Origin of the sequence: Enterococcus sp. DIV1224 (assembly GCF_050555455.1) — a bacterium.
Lineage (GTDB): Bacteria > Bacillota > Bacilli > Lactobacillales > Enterococcaceae > Enterococcus_B > Enterococcus_B lactis.
In genome coordinates, this window is record NZ_CP187859.1 from 2,197,185 (window position 1) to 2,216,341 (window position 19,157).

Consider the following 19,157-nt stretch of genomic DNA (forward strand, 5'->3'; position numbering starts at 1 on the left):
TATTTGCTCGACTTGGTCACTAGCCTTGTTGAGCAGTTCTTTTAGTTCAGTCAAATCTAATTTGAAATTTGCTTTGATTTCTTTATCCATTCGTTTTCCCTCCAATACATAAATTAATAGACAGCAACGGATGATAGATAATAAGAACAATTTAGAAGGAGTTGAAATTCACATCCTTATTCTTAATATTTCCGCTGCTGTCTATCGAAGCTTAATTGTGAAACAATAATAAAACGATGTTCCTTTTATTATTATTTTGTCTCAGACCTATCACTAATCTTTCGACACTATCATAATATCACGTTAAAACACTCAAAAACCCTACATTATCCCTACAAAAACCCTACAAAATCAACGATACTGAACTAACACGCCTTTTTTGTATGCTTCAGCAAATTCGATCAGCGCGATAGATTTCAGCTTCTCTACATTCTTCTCTCCGTATCCTCGTATCAATTGACCTATTTCATAATTAGAGTGCTTATTTACGTCACAGAAGCTGTAGTAGAGTATCTGACGACTAATCAGACTAAGAGCCATCAAAGCCGCTAAAATCGCATCTCTCTCTGCTTCTATATCCATCATTTGAATGATCGCGTCTTCTGCCTTATTGACGTGCTTTGGTGCCTTCGGCATATCGGTTATGATAGGCGACTTAATGTCTATCAAAGAGCGACCTGCCATCCGCTCCAAGCGCCGAAAGTTCTTCAGCACATCTCTCGCATTACATCTTGTCTGTTTGAAATCTACCTCTCGTAACAATTGCATCAAGTCAAACCGCTCCTTTATGTGATATAATAAACTTGTGGAATTTATTAGATCAGTCGGAGCGATCCGGCTTTTTTATTTGTCATCAGATAATAGATCGACAATTTCAGCATATTTTGTGTCTTTCAGCATGATTTTTAGTTTATGATTTTCTTTTTTGATAGTTGTTTCATTGCTTAGAGAAACAACTATCAAAAATAGAATAACTATTGCTGTGATACTTATGATATTTGTAATCATGATTTAATTACCTCCATATCCACCAATCTCACCACTGCTAAATTATCTTTGCTTTTCGCTAATAACTTATCGCATTCCATCGTGTTTTCAATACGAATGATTGCTGAGTGATTATAGACGTGTTCTACATATCCACGAAATGGATAGATGAATCCTTCTGCTTCACATCGGACCATGTCGCCGACTTTGAATTTTGGTTTCTTACGTGTTTTAGGGTTCTTTGTCGGCATATCTAGCATTAAACCGCCGATACCATGACTACTAGCGTAAAATCCGTCTTTTAGTTTCATTATGCTTCCTCCTGTTTTAATTTTCACCATTTCTTTGTTGAAAACCCGCAACGTCTATACTGTTTAATTCGTTTCTTAGGTCTTTCTAGATCAACCAGAATAAATCTGTCGGATATATGATAATCTTCTATTACAGCCGTATACATTGGATTCGAAACCGAGTACCATGATCTTTTTTTATCAAACTCATCCGCATCATCTCTTGTAATTTCTATCATGTTAGCAGACATTAGATAGCTCTCTTCTTCTGCCTCGAATGGGCAGGAATATTCATCCCAGCTTCGAGGAAACCTGGCCAAATCTCTTTTTAAATAGACTTGAACATTCATTCCGCTTCCTCCTCATCGATCTCTATCTCGATATCTCTGCCTTCTAAAATCTGTTTGGTATCAATACCTTTTGTTTTCAACGCCAAACCGCCATCTTTTTGTTCAGCAACAATGCTAATTGCAATTGCCTTTGTTCCGTCTGGTATATGGAGCATTAGATGTCTGCTCATCCTTCCGCCACCTCTTCCACTGGCACAGCAATCAACCACAGGTTCTCATCTGCTGATTTTATTTCTTTTTCTGTTAAAAAGTAACGATACCCCAATACACCATGGCTAGTTGTCAACGTTGTACTAATTTCATCATTACCATCTCCCTCGTCAACGACTAGATGGTACTTACGGTCAAGATTAATTGTAACTGTATACAACGGCTCTTTCTCGACCTCGTAGCCATATAACCATGCTCGAGCAAACGTTTCTTGATTATCTTCAATCCATCTATCAACCTTGCTATACTCAACACCATAGAGGTTCCACGGCTTGAACGAAATAGCTAGACTATCACCTTTCTTTTTAGCGTATTCTATCCACTCCGCCACAAACTTCGGTACCACTGGCTTCTGCGGTTCGTCTAGTTTTAACACCGTATTAACCATATGAACGACTTGAGAATAAGCCATCACCATGCCCTCATAGTAATTTTTGCTTTCTGGATGCGTCAGGGCTTTATGCTGTTTTTCTAGTGAAATTCTCTTTAGTTCATTAATCAATTCCTGTTTATTCATCGCTGTTCCTCCATATATTCGTCTAGTATCTCTCTATGCTTTTCTACAAATTTGAAACGATCTTGATGAAGTTTCTTGCTCCAATTTGTTTGCCGATCCAGCTCACGCATCTGATCGAACCCTTTTTGAATTTCGTTGTAATAAAATTCAATGTTTGCTGCTGCTTTCCAATGCCTGCTACTTCGCACTCCTGCTCCTGTTTCAGCCATTTCCAACTTAACTAATTCCGCTCGTTCTTTTGATTTTTTGTCTTTCTGAATCTTCATCATAATTTTCTTGAGGATGATATCACTGTATTGTGTAATGAGATCCATTTTTTCTCCTCCTCAATCCCACATGCCTGTTCAAACTGTCTAGTGATGTTTTCTAACGCTTTTTTGTACTCGATAATACTTTTTATCGTTCTTTCTTCACTTAACACGTAATCGCGTTGTATTGCCTTTAAACACGATGAGACAGTTTGAAAGTATCCGATATCTGCTCGTGATTCTGCTATTTCTTCGGATAGTGGACTAAATTCCTGCCCGTTTAAAGTTTCCGCCATTCTCGAAAATATCAGTTAGATGGTTTTCCATCTCCTCATCAGACAAATATCCAAATGGTTCCCAGTCAAAGGTGTAATCACAAGATCCATCAAAACTGATAGGCATTAATTCCAAACCGTATGATCCAAAACCGCAAATCACACTTGCTCCCCAACCGTTTGGGAATTTATAAATCCGATGGTTAGCAATCGTATTATGACCAGTAGTCATATAATCTCGATATCTATTGCATTCTGTTCTCATTTTTTCTCCTCCACATACCTAAATTGTCGTCCTTTTGAATCAATCCATAAGCTCCTAGCTCTATCCCAGATAATGTTTTTGCTTAATCCAGTAATTTCAGATAACTGTTCAGCAGTCCTGTTACTAGAATTCGGTCACCATGCCAGATTGCAATTTTTCTCGGTTTTCTCCGTTTAGGCTTTTCAGTCCACATTGATTTGCCGAGCTTTTGGACTTCTGCAACTATTTCTTTGTATTCTTGCCAATTCTCAGAATGTGTCAGTTCGATGATTCGTTTCATTGCTGCTTTCTTATCCACGCTCATTCCTCCAATCTACGAATTTCCCTTTTTAAGTTCTCTATGTGCAAATCGATTGCCTTTCTAGCCGTTTCATTGACCATCACTGCCTTTGCCCGCTCCAGATCGTCAATTTCACGTTGAATGCTTCGAATACGCATTTGAATCACTTCTTCTGTTGTCATGATGATTCCTCCACGTACCTAAACGTTCTCTTCTTAACGTCTGTGTATCCACACCTAGCTCTCTTTCTCACGATTTTCTCGTGCAATCCTGTGAGAGTTGCTAACTGCTGGGCAGTTCCTGTGACTAGAATTTTGTCGCCATGCCAGATTGCGATTTTTCGCGGTCTTGGCTTGTTGCTCTTGTCTGCCCACATCTCTCTTCCAAGTCTCATCACTTCCGAAGCAGCTTCTTTGTCATTTTGCCAATCTTCTGAATAAGTCAATTCGATAATTCGCTGCATTGCCGCTTTCTTATCCATCCCGACGTTCCCCTTTCAATAATTTGAGTACTTGATCAAGTGCGCTCTCACGTCCACCATGGAACGTGTTGAGCCACTTGTCTTCGTACGAGGCGCTTTGTCTTAAAGCTTCTTGATGCATTAGTTCGATCTGTACTGTAAATGTTTTTAGATCCATCTGATTACACCTGCTCAAGTTCACTAAGATGTTTTTGCAATCCTTTAACGCAATCAACAAATAGTAATTTTGTATAAGCTAAATTTCTTAATTGTGTTGCATCGATATAAAGTGCGAAATAGTATCTGAGTTTACTCCAACTTGAACGATCATTCTTAATTCGTTCGATTCCAGCTTCTTCGAGTTGATCATATACGTCTCTCAGGATTTCTATTTCCTCACCAGTTTTATACTTTGCTATTTCATTAATTAGTTCTAGATAATCGATTTTCAATTTTCCACCTCTTAGAATGGTGCTTTTGATTGTCTATTAGCTCGTTCTAGCGCTTTTTTCTTAAGATAGGCTTCTTGGTCGATTGCCCATTCAGGAAGCTTCTCTCGTCTTCCTGTGCGCTTGTATGCACCACTTGCATTCTTAGGCTCACTTTTTTCTTTCCTTGCCCAACTTCGAATAGTTGCCAAATAGTTTTTATAAGTCTTACCTGATGATTCACAATACTCAGATAGCCGTTCTATTCGTTCTTGATAGTCATTAGGGAATTCTATTTTGAGTTTCTCCATCTGCTCATCTGACAAAAGAACATTTTTATACTCTCCGTATTTGTGACGGATGGGCTTAGCCTTCGATTTTTTCGAAGGCGGTAACTCTCTTATATATTCTTTTGTATTATTAAATGTATTATTAATAGATGTATTATTATCTTGATAGATTTCTGGGTGACCCCCCACCCATTTTTCTGGGTGACCCCCACCCAAAATTCTGATATACCTAGCCTCGATTTCTCTACTACCCTCTTTGTACTTCACTTCTCGATAGATATAGCCTTTTTCTTCAAGAGATTTCAGCCAATTTTGAATCGTTGATTTCCCTACACCGTACTGATTGGCAAAGTACTCATTGCTAGCCCAGCAATAACCTTTCTCATTACATAGAGCTGTGATTTCTCCATAAAGAAGTTTTGCACTAGGTATCAAAGAATCGTCATACCTAACATTTGCAGGTATGATAGCGTAATAACTTCTGTGGTCCACTTTTCATCCTCCGATTCTTAATTTCTTGATTGTTTCCTGGTTTAACTTGATCCCTTTGATTTGATACTTATTTTTGAAATTGATCACACCTATCTTGTGCTTCTCTGTGTGATGAATTCTGCAGAGTGCTGCAAATGTGTACTCTGAATGATCAACTTCTTTGCGCTTTCGTCTTCCTAACGCTTTATCAAAGTGATCGATATCAGCTCCTGTTTTGCCACAGATGCAGCAGACTCTTTTTGTGATGCATTTGTAGAAGTAATATTCTTGATTCGCTGGTAAAATCTCATAGCCTTCTTTGAAAGGAATATGATGTTCAAAGATAAAATCTAGGATGATATTTGCTAAGACATTAGCATCACTCACAGTTGTATTCGATTCGTCTTTCAGGCTTATTTTGCGCCCTGTGACACCTTCAAAACGAAAGTAGAAGAATTCCTTCCAGAAGTCCGTTGGCATGCCTGTATCGATAAAAATATCGCCTATCAGCGCATAGATGAAGTTTCGTTGCTGTACGGTGAAACGTCTAGGATCAATAAAACGAATTTCAATGACTCGATCGCCATCGTAGCCGTCATACATCGTCTTTAGTCGATCAATGTTCACTTCTTCATTGATCGTTGCACCTATGTCTTTTCCTTTGAACTTTTTCAGAACCGCTGAATATGAATCGATTAATGGTTTAAACACTCATATCACTTCTCTTTTGTTTCTTCTCTGTACTGATCTTCAAGCCAATTAACGCCTCGTTTTAGAATGCCCAAGTCTCTCTTGGTCCATTTACTGTCATCAGCGGTTATAGAAGCCGCATCAGTCAATGCAACAATTGCTTCATCAATTGATTTTTCGTACTTATTAGCAACCAGTTGTAAAGCATCCAAGAATAGCTTTTTGCTTCTTTGAGTAGCTGGTTCAAGCATCGAGACATCTTCTGGCATATCTTCGCCAGCAAATATATATAGCCCTAGCCCAAACATTGCTAGATTTTTTACAAGACAGCGCATGATCGTCTTATTGATATCGAACATAGTTGCTGCTTCAACTCGTTTTTCGATTTTTCCAACAATCTCTTTTTTCTTCGTTTCGTTATTCCACTGATAATCATTGACTTCGTAGGTATATGGCTCATCTTTCATTGCCTTGTTTGCACCATCCATGACTGGTAACCACATGTCACGCTTTACTCCGTTGACTGTGATACTGGTAAAAACCATATAGCCTGTTTTTTCATCAAAGAGGTATGGACGATGCGTTTCTGGATCACGATAGATTTCGTAGTCTACTTCTTCGCAGATTTTGCTGACTTCTGCCCATGCCCATGCCCAGGACAGATAAGTTAGTTTGTTTCTTTTTTCAACAACATCATTGACGGTTATCTTGTACAGACTATTGAATAATTTGTTATCGTTGCGTTTCGTTCCTTCACTCATCAAATTCTGCCTCCATTTCAGCAATGTATTTCTTACCTGGTCCGTAATAAGAGATATCAATCAAGTTATCCCTTTCGTACTCTTCTAATGCATCAGTCAAGCCATCTTCGATGACATAGATGTATTCAGGTTTTCTGGACCGCTTCGATAGATGAATAAGATAGACATGATCCCAAATACTCACAAAATTCCCCAAATCATCTTGATCACATGCTAGTTCTTCGTTCGTCAAAAGATTTCGTCTGATTTTTCGATTATTTGTTTCCTTGATATTCGACTTGCCCCATTCAGAATCAGTCAAATATTGATCTAGAGTGGAAAGTTCTTTATTCATAAGACTGCACATCCAATTCACCGGGAAAATACTTTGCTCTTTCCTCATTATTAACTAGCGCGAAGAAAGTAAAGCCGCTGAATTTTACAGAAGCTTGAATATGATCTTTATCGAATTCGCTAAACTTGAAACCGACCGATTTCGCGAAAGGCAACTTAACAATATTTTCAGGGCGCATATGGCACTCAATGTCTCCTCTCCAGTTGGGATCAATACTGAATACTCCTAACGCCTCTAATTCTTTAACGACCGAAGCATATCCTGTTAATTTGTCGGCAATTTTCTTGCTGTTCTTTTTGATTTGTCTTTTTTTCATGATATAATCTCCTCAGATATATTTTGTTTTGTGACTCTATGCTTGCCGGCTGAGTCACTTTTTTATTTGTTGCCAAGCTTTTTGCTTATCAATATGTTGTTGGCTTAGGATGCTTGGTTTATTGTGTCTCCACCAGCGATTAGCAATTACCGTCCCTATTCTTAGCGCTTCAGCTCTATTCATTTTCATCACCGAAAAGTCTTTGTTGTCTGTTCAGTTGATCGATTTCCATGCGGATCGCAGTTTCTGGTAACCACATTTCAATAAATGAAACAGCATCATCGAATCTCTTACGAGGTAACTCGCCATATCTTGGGATTGAAAAGGTACGTTTAAATTCAGACCAAAATTTTGAGAATACTTTTTTGCTGATTTCTTCATAAGCTCGGCTTTCTTTACCTCCTAAAACTTCCATAACTTTCATATTTCCTTTTTGCTTAATTTCAAACTCTTGTTGTCCGCTAATTCGCATAGTATCTTTAAGCATGGAGACATCTTTTTTTACATCTTTCATTTCTTCTAATTGGTAGATCATCATGTCTTCAATCGTTTGAGGAACAGTATTTTTACGAATGACATCTTCCATCTCGTTGAATGCTTCAATAAATTTGAGTTTGAAACTTATTGCTTTACTTCCAGTGAATCCCATAGCTAACAAGGAAAATCCATCTCTATTCATGAAAAAAACTCTCCGACTTCTCCCATACGTGTCCGGCTCGTTTCCTTCTACAAACATCTGCTCAAAATTGAGCACATCTTCAACATTGGCCGAATTTTCGACCGATCTTTTTACTGATTCAATTGCTTCTAGCACATGCTTATGTTTCTTTTCGAAAGCTTCAGCTACTTGCAAGCTCGTAGTCACAGCTTCTTTATTTTTCAAAATTACTAATTCTTGCATTATTTCTTCTCTCCTTTTTGATATAATTCTGGTGGGGTGAAAACATGAGCAGAAAAATTGATAATATAATATTGTTAACAACTATTTTTTATTTAGTAATCGGAGCAACTCTTTCCTTACTGTCATTTTTGTCCAACAGTAGTTTGATTGTGTTAAATCAAAAAAGCATATTAACAGAATTTGCCCACATAGATTACTTCTCTTTTTTAAAAACTGGACTAATATGTTTATTTCTATCTTCATTTATCCTCTATATAGGAACTACATTTTGTCTAATGGTGCTTAATTTAAAAATGTTTATAATTGAAAAATGGATAGTTATTATCGCAAAGATTTTCTCATCGATATCAATTATCATTCCAATGACATTGACGTTTTCTAAAGAGCAATTTAACGTAGCTACTACATTCGTATCTTTTATAGCTCTATTTTCGTTTGCTGTTCCTAAAACTTTTCAAAGCAAATCTAGCAACGCAAAGGTTAATGTAGAAAACACTGATAGAAAAAATGATGAAAGTTATTAAAAAAAATAATTCTTTCATTTATTGTCAAACCTTCCTTATAGACATTAGACTTTTTTAGTCAGTCCCTCCCGACTGGCTTTTTTGTTTGTACTCAGCTTCATCAAGCCCCATAAAAATCCAGACCATGTAAACGATTGTCCCTATCAACGCTTGTTTACTTCCCCAAAGTCCTAAAGCGTAGATAATTAGTGGTGCGCTGAATACTAATGCTCTGTCGAATTTACCCATGTTGTCCTCCTTTTAGATACTGATACAAAGCGATACTACTAAACCTCCACTCTCTGCCAACTTTCGCTGCTGGAATCTTTCCAGATTCGGCATCTTTAGTCAGCGTGCGTGTTGTGGTTTTTAAATATTCCGCAGCTTGCTTTGTATCCCACACTTCATTTGCAATCTCAGATTCTGCCAAAGAAGCTTTGAGGTCTGAGAGGTTAACTAAAGCTAGTTGCTCCATTGGTTGTTTCCTCCTACCGAATTCGATAATCGCGAATGATTTCTAAGATAGTCTTATTAGCTTTCGGCCCACTCCAATGACCATCAATAATTTGCTGCATTCGAACACGCGTATATCCATATGCAGTAGCTAAATCTTCCATAGTTACTCCGTTTTCTCGCATAAACTTCTTGATTGCAGCACGGCCGTTATCTAGATTTGACATCTATTCACTCCCCTTACATATAGATTTGTAAGTCAAAATGATAGAAAAAAACGTATAAAGCTATTGACTAACAGTATACAATCGTATACTATATAAACATAGTTAAATAAGCCTACAACAAACCCTTTATTATGCAATCGGTCGCCAAACTTAATGCTATAAGGTGTGTTTTTTAGTTTGCTTTTTTTCTATCAAATTAACTTACAAACAAATAATAATACAAACTTATACTTATGTCAACAGTATAATTTACATTTTGTATACTTTTATTTGTTTAGGATTGGAGAACATTATTATGACACTGTTTGAAAGGATAAAATCATTAGCTAGTCAAAGAGATAAAAGCATGAAAGAAGTCGCTTTAGAATTAGGATTTAGCGAAAATCTTTTCTATCGATGGAAAACAACAGAACCCAAAGCAAGAGATTTGCAAAAGGTAGCTGACTATTTCGATGTCTCTGTAGACTATCTTCTGGGGCGCGAAGAAAAAGAGACCCCTAAACATGTGGATTTATCAGAAGACGATACTGTATTTTCTTTTGACGGAAAAGAAATATCTAAGGAGACAATGCGTAAAGCGATTGCAATTGCTAAAGCTTTAGAAGAAAATGAATAGTTGGAGTGATGGTTTGTATGTATTTAAAGTTGAAAGAAATGCTGAGTGAGTATAATTTAAAATTAATCTATATGGAAATGGAAGAACCAGGTTTTTATTATCCAAAACCAAGAATAGTATTTTTAAACGAAAAACTACACGAAGATAGTTCTGAAGCTTTTCATTTAGCCCACGAGCTCGGTCATTTCATTGCCTCACATTTTGAATATTCAGTACTGTACGATAACTCTACAACTTTTCATTCAAAATTCGAAACTGAAGCTGATAGAATTGCAATTATGATTTTACTAAATATCTTTATTGAGAACGAACTGACTGATGAATCTCAGTTCAAATTAGAAAATTTCATGGAGTTCTACTCTATCAATAATAAGTTAAGAACAGAATGTTTTAATGTTTGCCAGTCTTATTTCAAGAAAAAATACTCTTATGCACAATAAAAAGCCCGTGCTGGCACACGGACTCATGAGAGCGACTTCATTTAAAAAGTCAAATCTATTTTACCATAGAAATGGAGAGTTAGGATGGAAAAAAATTTAGGTCAACATATTATTACATGTAAAAATTGTGGCAGTAACAGAGTTTCTGTAACGTCCCCTAGATCAAATGGTTGTATGCTTTTTTTTATAGGACTAATGCTTCTAAGTTTCGGCTTTTGGATTCCTATAATTGGATGGTTAATAATGATTCCTTTAGGAGGAATAATGATGCTATTATCTTTTTTTGTTCCTTTATTAAAAAAAAATTATAGCGTGACGTGTAAAGCCTGTGATAATAAGTTTGAAGTTTCTAAAAAACAATACCAAAAATACATTAAAGAAATTAAGTAATAATAAAACACGCCCCACCGACCAAAGCGAGCGCGTTCTATGAAAAAACAAACCTATACGATAGGCTTCTTTATAGTGTCTATTGTATCAGAGAAAGAGAGCTGATTCAATTATGTCAGAAGTAACAGGATACTTAGAACAAGTAGACAATGAAACATATAGACTAAGAGCTGTATTAGGGTACAAACCTGACGGCTCGGCAAAAAGAAAAAGCAAAACTATAAAAGCGAATAGTAAAAGAGCGGCATATAAAGAATTGAACATCTGGTTAGAGCAATTCGAAGGAATGACCGATGATTCGTTGGATTTATTCAATATAACTTTTGGTGAATTTTATAGAAAAATATGGCTTTCAGAGGCCGAAAAAAATTTAGAGCCAAAGTCTTATCATAACTATAAGCGAATGATTGAGAATAGATTTCTTGATAAATTCGATTTTATTCCTCTAATTGACATCAAACCATACATGATAAAACAAATTGTTGTTAATGCTCAAAGAATCAATACAAAAGATCCTGGGAGAAACTCTGATAAACCTTTATCAAGAAATACAAAGCTTCGTATGTTATACGCCGTTAACAACTTATTTTTGATGGCTAAAAATGAGTACGGTGCCATTAAAGAAAATCCTGTGGAAAATGTAAAAATACCAAAAGAAAAAGGCGTAAAAAAGAATATCGAAGAACCTTATTCGGAAGAAGAAATTCATGCAATGCTAAAAGCAGCGTTTGAGGAAAGCATAGAAATTAAAACTTTAATTGTTCTAGCATTTATTACAGGAGCAAGACAAGGAGAAATTGCAGCTTTAGAAGAACAAGATATTGACTTTGATAAACAAGAAATAAGATTTCATCAGCGGATTTCAGAAGTAGATGGAAAATCAGATATTCGGTTGCTTCCAGGTTTGAAAAATGATGATGATGAAAAAATAGTAACCGGTCCTGCTTATCTATTTGATATGCTAGATGAATTAATCAAAGATAATAAAAAGATTCGTTGGAAATTAAACGTAAAGAAATTAAAACACTATTTTATATTCGACACAAAACAAGATGGAACTTTGCCACGTGGAAGTTATCTATATAAGAAGTTCAAACGATTCACCAAACGTCACAATTTGCGTCACATTCGTTTTCACGACATTAGACATACATCAGCTACCTATTTGCTTAGTGACCCTAATATGACCCCAAAAGAGCTTCAAAAACGATTAGGACACCGAGATTTTAATACTACAATGAATGTTTATGGCCATGTCTTACGCAAAGAAAAAGATACAGCAACTACAGCGTTTGAAAACCTATTAAAAAAAGATATAAAATAACACTGAAAAATTATATTTTCGGGTATAAACTCGGGTAGGATATATAAAAACTTGGGATAATTTGCGGTATATAAGCATTTAAAAATGCTGTAAATTCGCTTATCTTCATTTAAAATACCATTAAATAACGAACTCTTAATCAGCGGGTCGCGGGTTCGAGCCCCTCACGGCCCATTGGGTGCCAAACCCACGAGAATGGTAGTTTGTCGGCGTCTTCGGACGTTTCGAAGACGAACTGCGCATTCTCTTTTTTATAGGCAAAAAAAGAGACAGACGAATATGGAGCTTCCAAAACTGGATTTTTGATCCAATTTTGGAAGCTCCATTTATTTTGTTTCCGTCTTTTTTATTTTTTCCAGCTTTCGACTAATTCTTGGTTCTCTTTGATCCATTCTTTTGCCGCTTGCTGTGGATCTTTTCCATTGTTGATTTCCAACATGACTTTTTCCATATCTTTTTCTGACCAATGGAAATTGTCTAATACTTTATAAGCTTCTGGCTGGTCTTCTTTCAATCCTTTTCGAACCATCGTATGGATCTGCTCTTCGCTTCCCATTCCGTTTTCAGGATCTTCCAAGTATTTCAGATCATATTTGGCAAACATCCAATGAGGTGTCCATCCTGTAACTACAATTGGTTCGTGTTTTTTGATTGCTTGTCCTAGTGCAACGGTCATTGCTCCTGAAGAAGATGTCTCGACTTTCCAGTCTTTCAAGTTGTCATATTTTTGGATCGTGTTTTCAGCAGCCGTAACTACACCAGCTCCTGGCTCAATTCCTATAATTTTCTTACCTGCCTGATCGGTTAACTCATCGATCGAATTTACATCCATGTAGGCTGGTACTGCTAAACCGACTTTTGCTCCTGTCAAATTGGCACCTAGGTCTTCGACTTGATCTTTATATTGTGCATACTGTGAACCATGAGTTTTAGGTAGCCAAGCTGAAACCATGGCATCTGACTCGCCATTTGAAACAGATTTCCACATGATTGAATTATCTAGCGGTGTCATCGTTACATCATAGCCCATTTGTTTCAATACTTCACCGACTACATTTGTTGAAGCAACTTCTGTATCCCATTCGACATAAGACAAGTTGATACGTTTTGTTTCTTTGGCAGAAGAAAAACTTCCTATACCAATCGCACCTAAGATCACTACTACTACAGCACCAATGATCAATCCTTGACGTTTTTTACTTTTTTGTGTTGCAGCTCCTGCAACTTTCTTATTGTTCGGCTGATTCAAATGCTGGGTAAAACGGTCAATGATGATTGCTAAGATAACTAATGCAACCCCGTTGACAAATCCATTCCCGACTTGTGCTCTTTGTAAAGCGGACAATACTCCCCGTCCTAAGCCGGGTGCACCGATCATAGAGGCAATAACGACCATTGAAAGTGACAGCATCGTTGTTTGATTGATCCCTGCCATGATCGTACTTTTAGCTAAAGGCAATTCTAGTTTGAATAGTTTTTGACGACTTGTGCTCCCGAATGAATCAGAAGCTTCTACTAACTCTTTCGGTACTTGTCGAATCCCTAAATTCGTAAAACGAACGGTTGGTGGCAAAGCAAAGATGACTGAGGCAAATACCCCTGGCACCATCCCGATACCGAAAAATGCAACTGCTGGAATCAAATAAACGAATCCTGGCATCGTCTGCATAAAGTCAAGAATTGGCTTGATGATGCTTTGAGCTTTACTGCTTTTTGCCATCAAGATCCCTAACGGTACACCTATGATGATGGAGATCACACTAGATAAAAGAACAAGTGTGACAGTATTCATCAAGTCATTCCATAGACCTTGGTTATAAATAAACCATAGACCAATCAATGTGAACAACGTAAGTCCTGGACGTTTCTTAGAAATAAAGAAAGCTGCTATCGTCAATAACAAGATAAACAAAGGCGCTGGGATCACTAACAGTAAATTTGTAATCCCCGACATCACTGCCTGTCCGATCGTTTGTAAAAATGAAAATAGGCCAGAAAAAGTTGTCGTAAACCATTCTGTGATATTTTCTACCCAGTTTGCCACTGGTAATTGATAGTTTAATAGATTATTCATGTTCACTCACCTCGCTTGTTTCTGCTAATGCTTCAATCACACTACCTCGGATGACGACACCTTTTAATTTTCCATCCTCTACAACTGCAAGCGGAGTCGGTGAATCATAAATAATATTGAAAATATCACTTACAACCATGTCTTTTCCGATCACCGTCACATTTTCATCTAAGAAGTCGATCAATGGACGTTTTTGCTTCCTAGCTTCTAACGCCTGATCTGCAGTAATGATTCCTTTCAGGTTTCTCTTTCGGTCAACAGCCATCAGCATGCTGACTTCTTCATTACGCATCCTTGTCAATGCGACATTTGGTCCATCAGATTCGATATTCGTCGTCAATGCAGGTACCATGATGTTTTGAGCAGTAAGCACTTTGGAACGATCGACTTCTTCCACAAATTCACGTACGTAATCATTTGCTGGATTGGTCAATATTTCTTCACCTGTTCCGATCTGCATGATTTCGCCGTCTTTCATTAATGCGATTCTGTCCCCGATCCGTAAAGCTTCATTCAAATCATGGGTAATGAAAATAATCGTTTTTTGAACATTGGCTTGCAGGTCCAGTAATTCGTCTTGCATTTCTCGTCGGATCAGCGGATCAAGAGCCGAGAACGCTTCGTCCATCAGCAAGATCTCAGGATCATTCGCTAAAGCTCTGGCTAAGCCGACCCGTTGCTGCATCCCACCAGATAACTGACTAGGATATTGGTCTTTAAATGAAAGCAGACTAGAATTTTCTAATGCTTTTTCTGCTTTTTCTTGTCGTTCTTCTTTAGGTACACCACGGACTTCTAACCCGTATTCTGTATTTTCCAAGATCGTTCGGTGTGGAAACAGACCGAAGTTTTGGAAAACCATATTGATTTTATGACGACGGACTTCTCGCAATTCTTCTTTGCTTAACTTCGATACATCTTCTCCATCAATATAGATACTGCCTGAAGTTGGCTCGATCAGACGATTCAATAGACGGATCAATGTGGATTTCCCGCTCCCGGAAAGCCCCATGATCACGAAGATTTCTCCTTCTTTTACGTCAAAATTCACGTCATACACACCAACCGTCGCACCGGTTTTCTTTAAAATCTCCGTTTTCGGCTGGTGATCATTCATCATATCTAAAGCGGCTTGTGTCTTTTTACCAAATATCTTTGTTAAATGTTTTACTTCTACTTTTACCAAACAAATTCTCCTTTTTTATGTAAATTCATTTTTCTTTCTGAAAAAAAGTGACCACACTATGTTAACATCATGTAGTCACTTTGTCAAAAATGAAAGAAATTTGCTTGTCCAAACAGAAAAAAACTTGGTTAAATCTTTATAAATAAAAGGTTTAGCCAAGTTAATATTTTTATAATATTTCACACAATCATTCTGCAAGCTGATGTTCCGGGTAAAAAAAGTTTGTCATACGCTGTAGCGTATACTCATTTCCAATAAAATGAACGATATCCCCTGCCGTAAATTTAGCATAAGGTCCAGGTGAAACAAGTAGTTCTTCGTTATGAGAAATTGCGATAACTGTAGCACCAGTCGCCTGCCAGATATTCAACTCGCTAATCGAACGGTCCAGATGCATTGCTTTTTCTGATAAAGACAATTCAAACGGAAGTAAAGGGTTCATCTTATGTATTCGCTTCGTTTGATTGACCAGCTGATCCAATAATTGAGAAAAATGATTCAGCTCATCTTGTTGCTTCTCCACACTCGCCATGATTTCTGCTTTTGTATCTTGGATAGATTGTACATCTTGATACTGCAATAGGAAATCTTTTGCTTTTTCTTTCGAAGCAACAAATGCCCCACTCCCATGCCGTACTTCCATGATCCCAAGATCTACCAGCACATTGATAGCCTTTCGGGTAGTCTCAGGAGAAGCATTGTACGTACTGGCAAGCGTTGAGCGAGCATGGATCTTCTCACCCACTTTATATCGGTTTTCAACGATACGTTCGGCTAAATCAACAGCAATCTGCTGATAGCGCGGGCGGACGATTTTTTTCTTTCCAGACATTTTCTTTCCTCTTTCTTTTTTTACTTTCCCTCATCTTACTATGCTCTAGCAAAATAAGCAAAAAAGGGGAGAACAGACTCTTGCAACGACTGATCATCGCTTGATCTGTTCCTTTTTTACTGGGCAAGCTGTTTGACAGTCATCACAATTCTTTCCGGATTTTAAACGAGTATAGACAATCGCCCCTGCACTTCCAAAGATTAATACACTTAATAAGAATGTCGCCATCCTATTCCTCTCCTTCTAATGACAATATAGCATAAAACTGGTTCTTGGATTTTGGCTGACGGAACAAAACATAAACGAGTCCTATCATCAATAAAATAGCAAGATACGTCCCTAACGCTACCTGTCCACCTTCCAATAAGTGTCCCAACTGATAGATCACAAAACTAACTAAATAAGCTAAACCGCATTGATAGCCTATGGCGATCCAAGTCCATTTCTTGGCATTCATTTCCCGATGGATAGCCCCAATTGCCGCAAAACAAGGCGCACAAAGTAAATTGAAGGCTAACAATGAATAAGCTGCTGCGGGAGTATATGTGTGTTGTAGCACTTGCCAGATTTCTCTGCCATTTTCGGATACTTCCGCATGTCCAAACAAAATACCGAATGTGCCAATAATATTTTCTTTAGCAACTAATCCTGTAATCGCTGCGACAGTTCCTTGCCAATTCCCCCAACCAAGCGGCTGAAAAACAACAGCTAGGATTCGTCCGAAAAAGGCTAGGATACTTTGGTCTTCAGGAACAGGTTGAGCATAAAAATTATAAGAAGAGCTAAACCAGATCACGATACTAGAAACAAAGATAATCGTTCCTGCTTTTTTTACAAAAGACTTGCTGCGGTCATAGGTTTGTCTTAGGATCGTCGACCATTGAGGAAAATGATATGCGGGCAATTCCATGATAAACGGAGCTGTTTCTCCAGCAAACAAACGCGTTTTTTTCAAGCTGATTCCAGAGAAAATAATTGCAGTCATACCAAGAAAATAGGCAGAAGGAGCTACCCAAGATTGGTGAGGAAAAAAGGCCCCTGCCACTAAGGCAATAATCGGCAATTTTGCAGAACAAGGCATGAATGTCGTGACCATGATCGTCAACCGACGATCTTGCTCGTTTTCAATCGTGCGAGTAGCCATGACGCCTGGTACGCCACATCCTGTGGCAATCAGCATAGGAATAAAGGATTTTCCTGAAAGCCCGAATTTCCGGAAAAGTCGATCCATGACAAAAGCGATCCTCGCCATATATCCGCAGTCTTCTAGAAAGCTCAAGCATAAAAACAATACGATCAATTGCGGTAAAAATCCTAATACTGCTCCCACGCCTGCGATGATGCCGTTCAAGATCAGCTCCTGCATCCATCCGGCTACTTGCCATTCAGCTAGCAGTCTGCCAACATGTTCTGGTAGCCACGTTCCAAACAATGTATCATTGATCCAATCTGTCCCCATTGTTCCTACTGTTTGAATAGCCAAGTAATAAATCAGCCACATCACAAATGCAAAGATTGGCAAGGCTAACCAACGATTCGTTGCAATCTGATCGATTTTGTCACTCATCGATAATTGGAAAGAATCATTTGACACGACAGATAGTGCACATAATTGGGTAATAAATTCATAACGTTCATTGACTAGAATCGTTTCACTATCGTCATCCAATAGTTTCTCTGTCAACTGGATCAGTTGTTCGATTTCTTTTTGCTGAGAAATTGTTATCTCATCATCCTCATTCACCTTCTGATCTCTTTCAAAATATTTCATTGCATACCAGCGTTTCTTGCTGCTTTTTTCTCCTAGTACATCTTCAATTTCATGTAAAGCTGCTTCTAAACGCGGATCGTATGTACAGGGAACAGGAATAGAAGGCCGTTTTTTTGCAGACTCCTGAATCTTTTCGATTAATTTTTCGATTCCTTGCTTTTTCAATACGCTGATTGGTAAAACTGGTACACCAAGACCATAGGAAAGCTTTTCTAGGTTGATTTTTTTTCCTTCTTTTTTGATGACATCCATCATATTCAGACCAATGATCATAGGAATGTCTAAGTCCAATAACTGCGTAGTTAAATATAGATTCCGCTCTAAATTGGTAGCATCAATGATGTTGATGATCAGTTCAGGCTGTTCATGAACCAAATAATCTCTTGCAATCACTTCTTCGGGTGTATAAGGAGACAAAGAATAGATACCGGGTAGGTCTTGAATGTGAATGTTCGGATTTTTTTTCAACGATCCTTCTTTTTTTTCTACTGTTACACCCGGCCAATTCCCTACATATTGATTCGAACCAGTCAAGAGATTGAACAAGCTCGTTTTCCCGCTGTTTGGATTTCCGACTAACGCGATATTCATTCGTTTTCCTCCCTTTGTACCAAGATTAGTTCAGCCTCTGACTTTCGTAACGTCAATTCATATCCTCGCACTGTCAGTTCGATTGGATCTCCTAGAGGGGCTAGTTTTCGGATGACTATTTTTACATTTCGCGTCAATCCCATATCCATCAACCGCCGCTTCACTGCGCCTTGTCCGTGGATGGCTACGACGATCCCCGTCTCTCCTGCTTTTAATTGATCAAGAGAAGTCCAGCTTTCAGAGGAAGCAGTCTTTTTATTGACAAAGATCTGACTTAGTATTTCCCGACTTACTGCCACTCGATGACTTTTTATCAGTAAAATGGCATTGTTGCCTGATAAATTGACGACGACGATTTTACTTCCGACAACGACCCCAATATTTTGCAAATGGCGTTTTGTTTTTTCTTCTGTTTCAATTCGTTCGACTTGATAAACGAAGTTTTGCTTTGCCTGCGCTAAGGTCTGCATATTGATTCCTCTCTTGTGAAATAAATCATGTGTTGAAACCATTCATTCTATGTTCTAGTTTTCTTACGTATTACGCAAATAAATGAGAATCATTCTCACATAGAATACTCTCGGTAATTGAGAATGTCAATTACACTTGTGATATTATGAGCGAATCTTTAGTATTGATAGATAAAAATGAGAAAAAAATATTTTTTCATAGTTTTC

At 37.7% G+C, this 19,157-nt stretch carries 31 protein-coding genes and 2 pseudogenes; 5 read left to right on the plus strand and 28 right to left on the minus strand.

Annotation, left to right across the window (positions count from 1 at the left end; genetic code table 11):
- Positions 1-351 precede the first annotated feature (351 nt).
- The 19 genes and pseudogenes from IGK53_RS10780 to IGK53_RS10870 form a co-directional block, all read right to left on the minus strand.
- A complete protein-coding gene (locus IGK53_RS10780) occupies positions 352-768 on the minus strand; it encodes an ArpU family phage packaging/lysis transcriptional regulator (RefSeq protein WP_104835704.1) in 417 nt (138 codons plus the stop codon).
- Positions 769-843: 75 nt separating this feature from the next.
- Positions 844-1,008, minus strand: a complete 165-nt coding sequence (locus IGK53_RS10785) for a hypothetical protein (protein ID WP_430604757.1) — start codon at positions 1,006-1,008, stop codon at positions 844-846.
- Positions 1,005-1,298 (minus strand): hypothetical protein, encoded by a 294-nt coding sequence (locus IGK53_RS10790; protein WP_430604758.1) that lies wholly within the window; start codon positions 1,296-1,298, stop codon positions 1,005-1,007. The genes IGK53_RS10785 and IGK53_RS10790 overlap by 4 nt, the downstream gene beginning before the upstream one ends.
- A gap of 23 nt (positions 1,299-1,321) precedes the next feature.
- Positions 1,322-1,627, minus strand: coding sequence for a hypothetical protein (locus IGK53_RS10795; protein ID WP_033704824.1), 306 nt, complete (start codon positions 1,625-1,627; stop codon positions 1,322-1,324).
- A complete protein-coding gene (locus IGK53_RS10800; protein ID WP_430604760.1) occupies positions 1,624-1,797 on the minus strand; it encodes a hypothetical protein in 174 nt (57 codons plus the stop codon). Before IGK53_RS10800 ends, IGK53_RS10795 begins: the two co-directional genes overlap by 4 nt.
- On the minus strand, positions 1,794-2,354 hold the full coding sequence (locus IGK53_RS10805) for a DUF1642 domain-containing protein (protein ID WP_430604762.1): 561 nt from the start codon (positions 2,352-2,354) through the stop codon (positions 1,794-1,796). Before IGK53_RS10805 ends, IGK53_RS10800 begins: the two co-directional genes overlap by 4 nt.
- Positions 2,351-2,668 carry a DUF1140 family protein gene (locus IGK53_RS10810; protein WP_194178601.1) on the minus strand — a complete coding sequence of 106 codons (318 nt, stop codon included), beginning with the start codon at positions 2,666-2,668 and terminating at the stop codon, positions 2,351-2,353. Before IGK53_RS10810 ends, IGK53_RS10805 begins: the two co-directional genes overlap by 4 nt.
- Positions 2,620-2,859 (minus strand): annotated as a pseudogene (locus tag IGK53_RS10815) (hypothetical protein); the annotation flags it as partial. The pseudogene IGK53_RS10815 and the gene IGK53_RS10810, both read right to left, overlap by 49 nt.
- Before the next feature lie 7 nt (positions 2,860-2,866).
- Entirely contained in the window at positions 2,867-3,142 is a 276-nt protein-coding gene (locus tag IGK53_RS10820; protein ID WP_002333651.1) for a hypothetical protein, read from the minus strand.
- Positions 3,139-3,440: pseudogene (locus IGK53_RS10825) on the minus strand (hypothetical protein). The gene IGK53_RS10820 and the pseudogene IGK53_RS10825 overlap by 4 nt, the downstream one beginning before the upstream one ends.
- A gap of 2 nt (positions 3,441-3,442) precedes the next feature.
- Positions 3,443-3,604, minus strand: coding sequence for an antitoxin (locus tag IGK53_RS10830; protein ID WP_430604764.1), 162 nt, complete (start codon positions 3,602-3,604; stop codon positions 3,443-3,445).
- Positions 3,601-3,903 (minus strand): hypothetical protein, encoded by a 303-nt coding sequence (locus IGK53_RS10835; RefSeq protein ID WP_002292987.1) that lies wholly within the window; start codon positions 3,901-3,903, stop codon positions 3,601-3,603. Before IGK53_RS10835 ends, IGK53_RS10830 begins: the two co-directional genes overlap by 4 nt.
- 161 nt (positions 3,904-4,064) lie before the next feature.
- Positions 4,065-4,334, minus strand: coding sequence for a hypothetical protein (locus IGK53_RS10840; RefSeq protein ID WP_024635667.1), 270 nt, complete (start codon positions 4,332-4,334; stop codon positions 4,065-4,067).
- An 11-nt stretch (positions 4,335-4,345) separates the two neighbouring features.
- Positions 4,346-5,092 carry a helix-turn-helix domain-containing protein gene (locus IGK53_RS10845; protein WP_430604765.1) on the minus strand — a complete coding sequence of 249 codons (747 nt, stop codon included), beginning with the start codon at positions 5,090-5,092 and terminating at the stop codon, positions 4,346-4,348.
- 3 nt (positions 5,093-5,095) lie between these two features.
- Positions 5,096-5,782 (minus strand): putative HNHc nuclease, encoded by a 687-nt coding sequence (locus tag IGK53_RS10850; RefSeq protein ID WP_002335419.1) that lies wholly within the window; start codon positions 5,780-5,782, stop codon positions 5,096-5,098.
- A gap of 5 nt (positions 5,783-5,787) precedes the next feature.
- Positions 5,788-6,522, minus strand: coding sequence for a DUF1071 domain-containing protein (locus IGK53_RS10855; RefSeq protein WP_002322006.1), 735 nt, complete (start codon positions 6,520-6,522; stop codon positions 5,788-5,790).
- Positions 6,515-6,856: a hypothetical protein gene (locus IGK53_RS10860; protein ID WP_002336320.1), complete on the minus strand. Its 342-nt coding sequence runs from the start codon at positions 6,854-6,856 to the stop codon at positions 6,515-6,517. The genes IGK53_RS10855 and IGK53_RS10860 overlap by 8 nt, the downstream gene beginning before the upstream one ends.
- Positions 6,849-7,172 carry a hypothetical protein gene (locus IGK53_RS10865; protein WP_104885822.1) on the minus strand — a complete coding sequence of 108 codons (324 nt, stop codon included), beginning with the start codon at positions 7,170-7,172 and terminating at the stop codon, positions 6,849-6,851. Before IGK53_RS10865 ends, IGK53_RS10860 begins: the two co-directional genes overlap by 8 nt.
- 175 nt (positions 7,173-7,347) lie before the next feature.
- Positions 7,348-8,073, minus strand: coding sequence for a Rha family transcriptional regulator (locus tag IGK53_RS10870; protein WP_002347913.1), 726 nt, complete (start codon positions 8,071-8,073; stop codon positions 7,348-7,350).
- A gap of 44 nt (positions 8,074-8,117) precedes the next feature.
- Here IGK53_RS10870 and IGK53_RS10875 point away from each other — a divergent pair, with 44 nt between their 5' ends.
- Entirely contained in the window at positions 8,118-8,597 is a 480-nt protein-coding gene (locus IGK53_RS10875) for a hypothetical protein (protein ID WP_430604766.1), read from the plus strand.
- A 54-nt stretch (positions 8,598-8,651) separates the two neighbouring features.
- Here the strand turns inward: IGK53_RS10875 and IGK53_RS10880 are convergent, their stop codons facing one another.
- The 3 genes from IGK53_RS10880 to IGK53_RS10890 are packed head-to-tail and all read right to left on the minus strand — an operon-like array spanning position 8,652 to position 9,256.
- Positions 8,652-8,825 (minus strand): hypothetical protein, encoded by a 174-nt coding sequence (locus IGK53_RS10880; RefSeq protein WP_430604767.1) that lies wholly within the window; start codon positions 8,823-8,825, stop codon positions 8,652-8,654.
- Complete coding sequence (locus IGK53_RS10885) at positions 8,818-9,051, minus strand: excisionase family DNA-binding protein (protein WP_430604768.1); 234 nt, start codon at positions 9,049-9,051, stop codon at positions 8,818-8,820. The genes IGK53_RS10880 and IGK53_RS10885 overlap by 8 nt, the downstream gene beginning before the upstream one ends.
- A gap of 13 nt (positions 9,052-9,064) precedes the next feature.
- Positions 9,065-9,256 carry a hypothetical protein gene (locus IGK53_RS10890; protein ID WP_002323901.1) on the minus strand — a complete coding sequence of 64 codons (192 nt, stop codon included), beginning with the start codon at positions 9,254-9,256 and terminating at the stop codon, positions 9,065-9,067.
- Positions 9,257-9,551: 295 nt separating this feature from the next.
- Here IGK53_RS10890 and IGK53_RS10895 point away from each other — a divergent pair, with 295 nt between their 5' ends.
- The 4 genes from IGK53_RS10895 to IGK53_RS10910 all read left to right on the plus strand — a co-directional run bounded on the left by IGK53_RS10895 (position 9,552) and on the right by IGK53_RS10910 (position 12,026).
- Positions 9,552-9,872 carry a helix-turn-helix domain-containing protein gene (locus IGK53_RS10895; RefSeq protein WP_430604769.1) on the plus strand — a complete coding sequence of 107 codons (321 nt, stop codon included), beginning with the start codon at positions 9,552-9,554 and terminating at the stop codon, positions 9,870-9,872.
- Positions 9,873-9,889: 17 nt separating this feature from the next.
- Positions 9,890-10,312 (plus strand): ImmA/IrrE family metallo-endopeptidase, encoded by a 423-nt coding sequence (locus IGK53_RS10900; RefSeq protein ID WP_010729101.1) that lies wholly within the window; start codon positions 9,890-9,892, stop codon positions 10,310-10,312.
- An 84-nt stretch (positions 10,313-10,396) separates the two neighbouring features.
- Entirely contained in the window at positions 10,397-10,702 is a 306-nt protein-coding gene (locus tag IGK53_RS10905; RefSeq protein ID WP_002346879.1) for a hypothetical protein, read from the plus strand.
- 112 nt (positions 10,703-10,814) lie between these two features.
- Complete coding sequence (locus tag IGK53_RS10910) at positions 10,815-12,026, plus strand: tyrosine-type recombinase/integrase (RefSeq protein ID WP_430604772.1); 1,212 nt, start codon at positions 10,815-10,817, stop codon at positions 12,024-12,026.
- 346 nt (positions 12,027-12,372) lie between these two features.
- Here the strand turns inward: IGK53_RS10910 and IGK53_RS10915 are convergent, their stop codons facing one another.
- From IGK53_RS10915 to IGK53_RS10940, 6 genes are all read right to left on the minus strand, one after another.
- A complete protein-coding gene (locus IGK53_RS10915; RefSeq protein WP_002290589.1) occupies positions 12,373-14,100 on the minus strand; it encodes an ABC transporter permease/substrate binding protein in 1,728 nt (575 codons plus the stop codon).
- On the minus strand, positions 14,093-15,286 hold the full coding sequence (locus IGK53_RS10920) for a quaternary amine ABC transporter ATP-binding protein (RefSeq protein WP_002290588.1): 1,194 nt from the start codon (positions 15,284-15,286) through the stop codon (positions 14,093-14,095). The genes IGK53_RS10915 and IGK53_RS10920 overlap by 8 nt, the downstream gene beginning before the upstream one ends.
- A gap of 187 nt (positions 15,287-15,473) precedes the next feature.
- The gene (locus IGK53_RS10925; protein WP_002287801.1) at positions 15,474-16,118 is read right to left on the minus strand and encodes a GntR family transcriptional regulator; all 645 of its coding nucleotides are present in this window, start codon (positions 16,116-16,118) and stop codon (positions 15,474-15,476) included.
- Between the two features lie 93 nt (positions 16,119-16,211).
- On the minus strand, positions 16,212-16,346 hold the full coding sequence (locus tag IGK53_RS10930; RefSeq protein ID WP_002290587.1) for a hypothetical protein: 135 nt from the start codon (positions 16,344-16,346) through the stop codon (positions 16,212-16,214).
- A gap of 1 nt (position 16,347) precedes the next feature.
- Complete coding sequence (gene feoB, locus IGK53_RS10935) at positions 16,348-18,480, minus strand: ferrous iron transport protein B (RefSeq protein ID WP_002336685.1); 2,133 nt, start codon at positions 18,478-18,480, stop codon at positions 16,348-16,350.
- Positions 18,477-18,950 (minus strand): FeoA family protein, encoded by a 474-nt coding sequence (locus tag IGK53_RS10940; RefSeq protein WP_002290585.1) that lies wholly within the window; start codon positions 18,948-18,950, stop codon positions 18,477-18,479. Before IGK53_RS10940 ends, feoB begins: the two co-directional genes overlap by 4 nt.
- Positions 18,951-19,157: the final 207 nt, after the last annotated feature.

Coding starts and splice junctions, on each gene's coding strand:
- IGK53_RS10930 (WP_002290587.1), bottom strand. CDS start 16,346: ATGGCGACATTCTTATTAAGTGTATTAATCTTTGGAAGTGCAGGGGCG.
- IGK53_RS10905 (WP_002346879.1), top strand. CDS start 10,397: ATGGAAAAAAATTTAGGTCAACATATTATTACATGTAAAAATTGTGGC.
- IGK53_RS10800 (WP_430604760.1), bottom strand. CDS start 1,797: ATGAGCAGACATCTAATGCTCCATATACCAGACGGAACAAAGGCAATT.
- IGK53_RS10925 (WP_002287801.1), bottom strand. CDS start 16,118: ATGTCTGGAAAGAAAAAAATCGTCCGCCCGCGCTATCAGCAGATTGCT.
- IGK53_RS10835 (WP_002292987.1), bottom strand. CDS start 3,903: ATGGATAAGAAAGCGGCAATGCAGCGAATTATCGAATTGACTTATTCA.
- IGK53_RS10820 (WP_002333651.1), bottom strand. CDS start 3,142: ATGAGAACAGAATGCAATAGATATCGAGATTATATGACTACTGGTCAT.
- IGK53_RS10885 (WP_430604768.1), bottom strand. CDS start 9,051: ATGGAGCAACTAGCTTTAGTTAACCTCTCAGACCTCAAAGCTTCTTTG.
- IGK53_RS10895 (WP_430604769.1), top strand. CDS start 9,552: ATGACACTGTTTGAAAGGATAAAATCATTAGCTAGTCAAAGAGATAAA.
- IGK53_RS10915 (WP_002290589.1), bottom strand. CDS start 14,100: ATGAATAATCTATTAAACTATCAATTACCAGTGGCAAACTGGGTAGAA.
- IGK53_RS10785 (WP_430604757.1), bottom strand. CDS start 1,008: ATGATTACAAATATCATAAGTATCACAGCAATAGTTATTCTATTTTTG.
- IGK53_RS10880 (WP_430604767.1), bottom strand. CDS start 8,825: ATGGGTAAATTCGACAGAGCATTAGTATTCAGCGCACCACTAATTATC.
- IGK53_RS10805 (WP_430604762.1), bottom strand. CDS start 2,354: ATGAATAAACAGGAATTGATTAATGAACTAAAGAGAATTTCACTAGAA.
- feoB (WP_002336685.1), bottom strand. CDS start 18,480: ATGAATATCGCGTTAGTCGGAAATCCAAACAGCGGGAAAACGAGCTTG.
- IGK53_RS10855 (WP_002322006.1), bottom strand. CDS start 6,522: ATGAGTGAAGGAACGAAACGCAACGATAACAAATTATTCAATAGTCTG.
- IGK53_RS10910 (WP_430604772.1), top strand. CDS start 10,815: ATGTCAGAAGTAACAGGATACTTAGAACAAGTAGACAATGAAACATAT.
- IGK53_RS10875 (WP_430604766.1), top strand. CDS start 8,118: ATGAGCAGAAAAATTGATAATATAATATTGTTAACAACTATTTTTTAT.
- IGK53_RS10890 (WP_002323901.1), bottom strand. CDS start 9,256: ATGTCAAATCTAGATAACGGCCGTGCTGCAATCAAGAAGTTTATGCGA.
- IGK53_RS10900 (WP_010729101.1), top strand. CDS start 9,890: ATGTATTTAAAGTTGAAAGAAATGCTGAGTGAGTATAATTTAAAATTA.
- IGK53_RS10790 (WP_430604758.1), bottom strand. CDS start 1,298: ATGAAACTAAAAGACGGATTTTACGCTAGTAGTCATGGTATCGGCGGT.
- IGK53_RS10860 (WP_002336320.1), bottom strand. CDS start 6,856: ATGAATAAAGAACTTTCCACTCTAGATCAATATTTGACTGATTCTGAA.
- IGK53_RS10870 (WP_002347913.1), bottom strand. CDS start 8,073: ATGCAAGAATTAGTAATTTTGAAAAATAAAGAAGCTGTGACTACGAGC.
- IGK53_RS10780 (WP_104835704.1), bottom strand. CDS start 768: ATGCAATTGTTACGAGAGGTAGATTTCAAACAGACAAGATGTAATGCG.
- IGK53_RS10865 (WP_104885822.1), bottom strand. CDS start 7,172: ATGAAAAAAAGACAAATCAAAAAGAACAGCAAGAAAATTGCCGACAAA.
- IGK53_RS10940 (WP_002290585.1), bottom strand. CDS start 18,950: ATGCAGACCTTAGCGCAGGCAAAGCAAAACTTCGTTTATCAAGTCGAA.
- IGK53_RS10830 (WP_430604764.1), bottom strand. CDS start 3,604: ATGACAACAGAAGAAGTGATTCAAATGCGTATTCGAAGCATTCAACGT.
- IGK53_RS10795 (WP_033704824.1), bottom strand. CDS start 1,627: ATGAATGTTCAAGTCTATTTAAAAAGAGATTTGGCCAGGTTTCCTCGA.
- IGK53_RS10810 (WP_194178601.1), bottom strand. CDS start 2,668: ATGGATCTCATTACACAATACAGTGATATCATCCTCAAGAAAATTATG.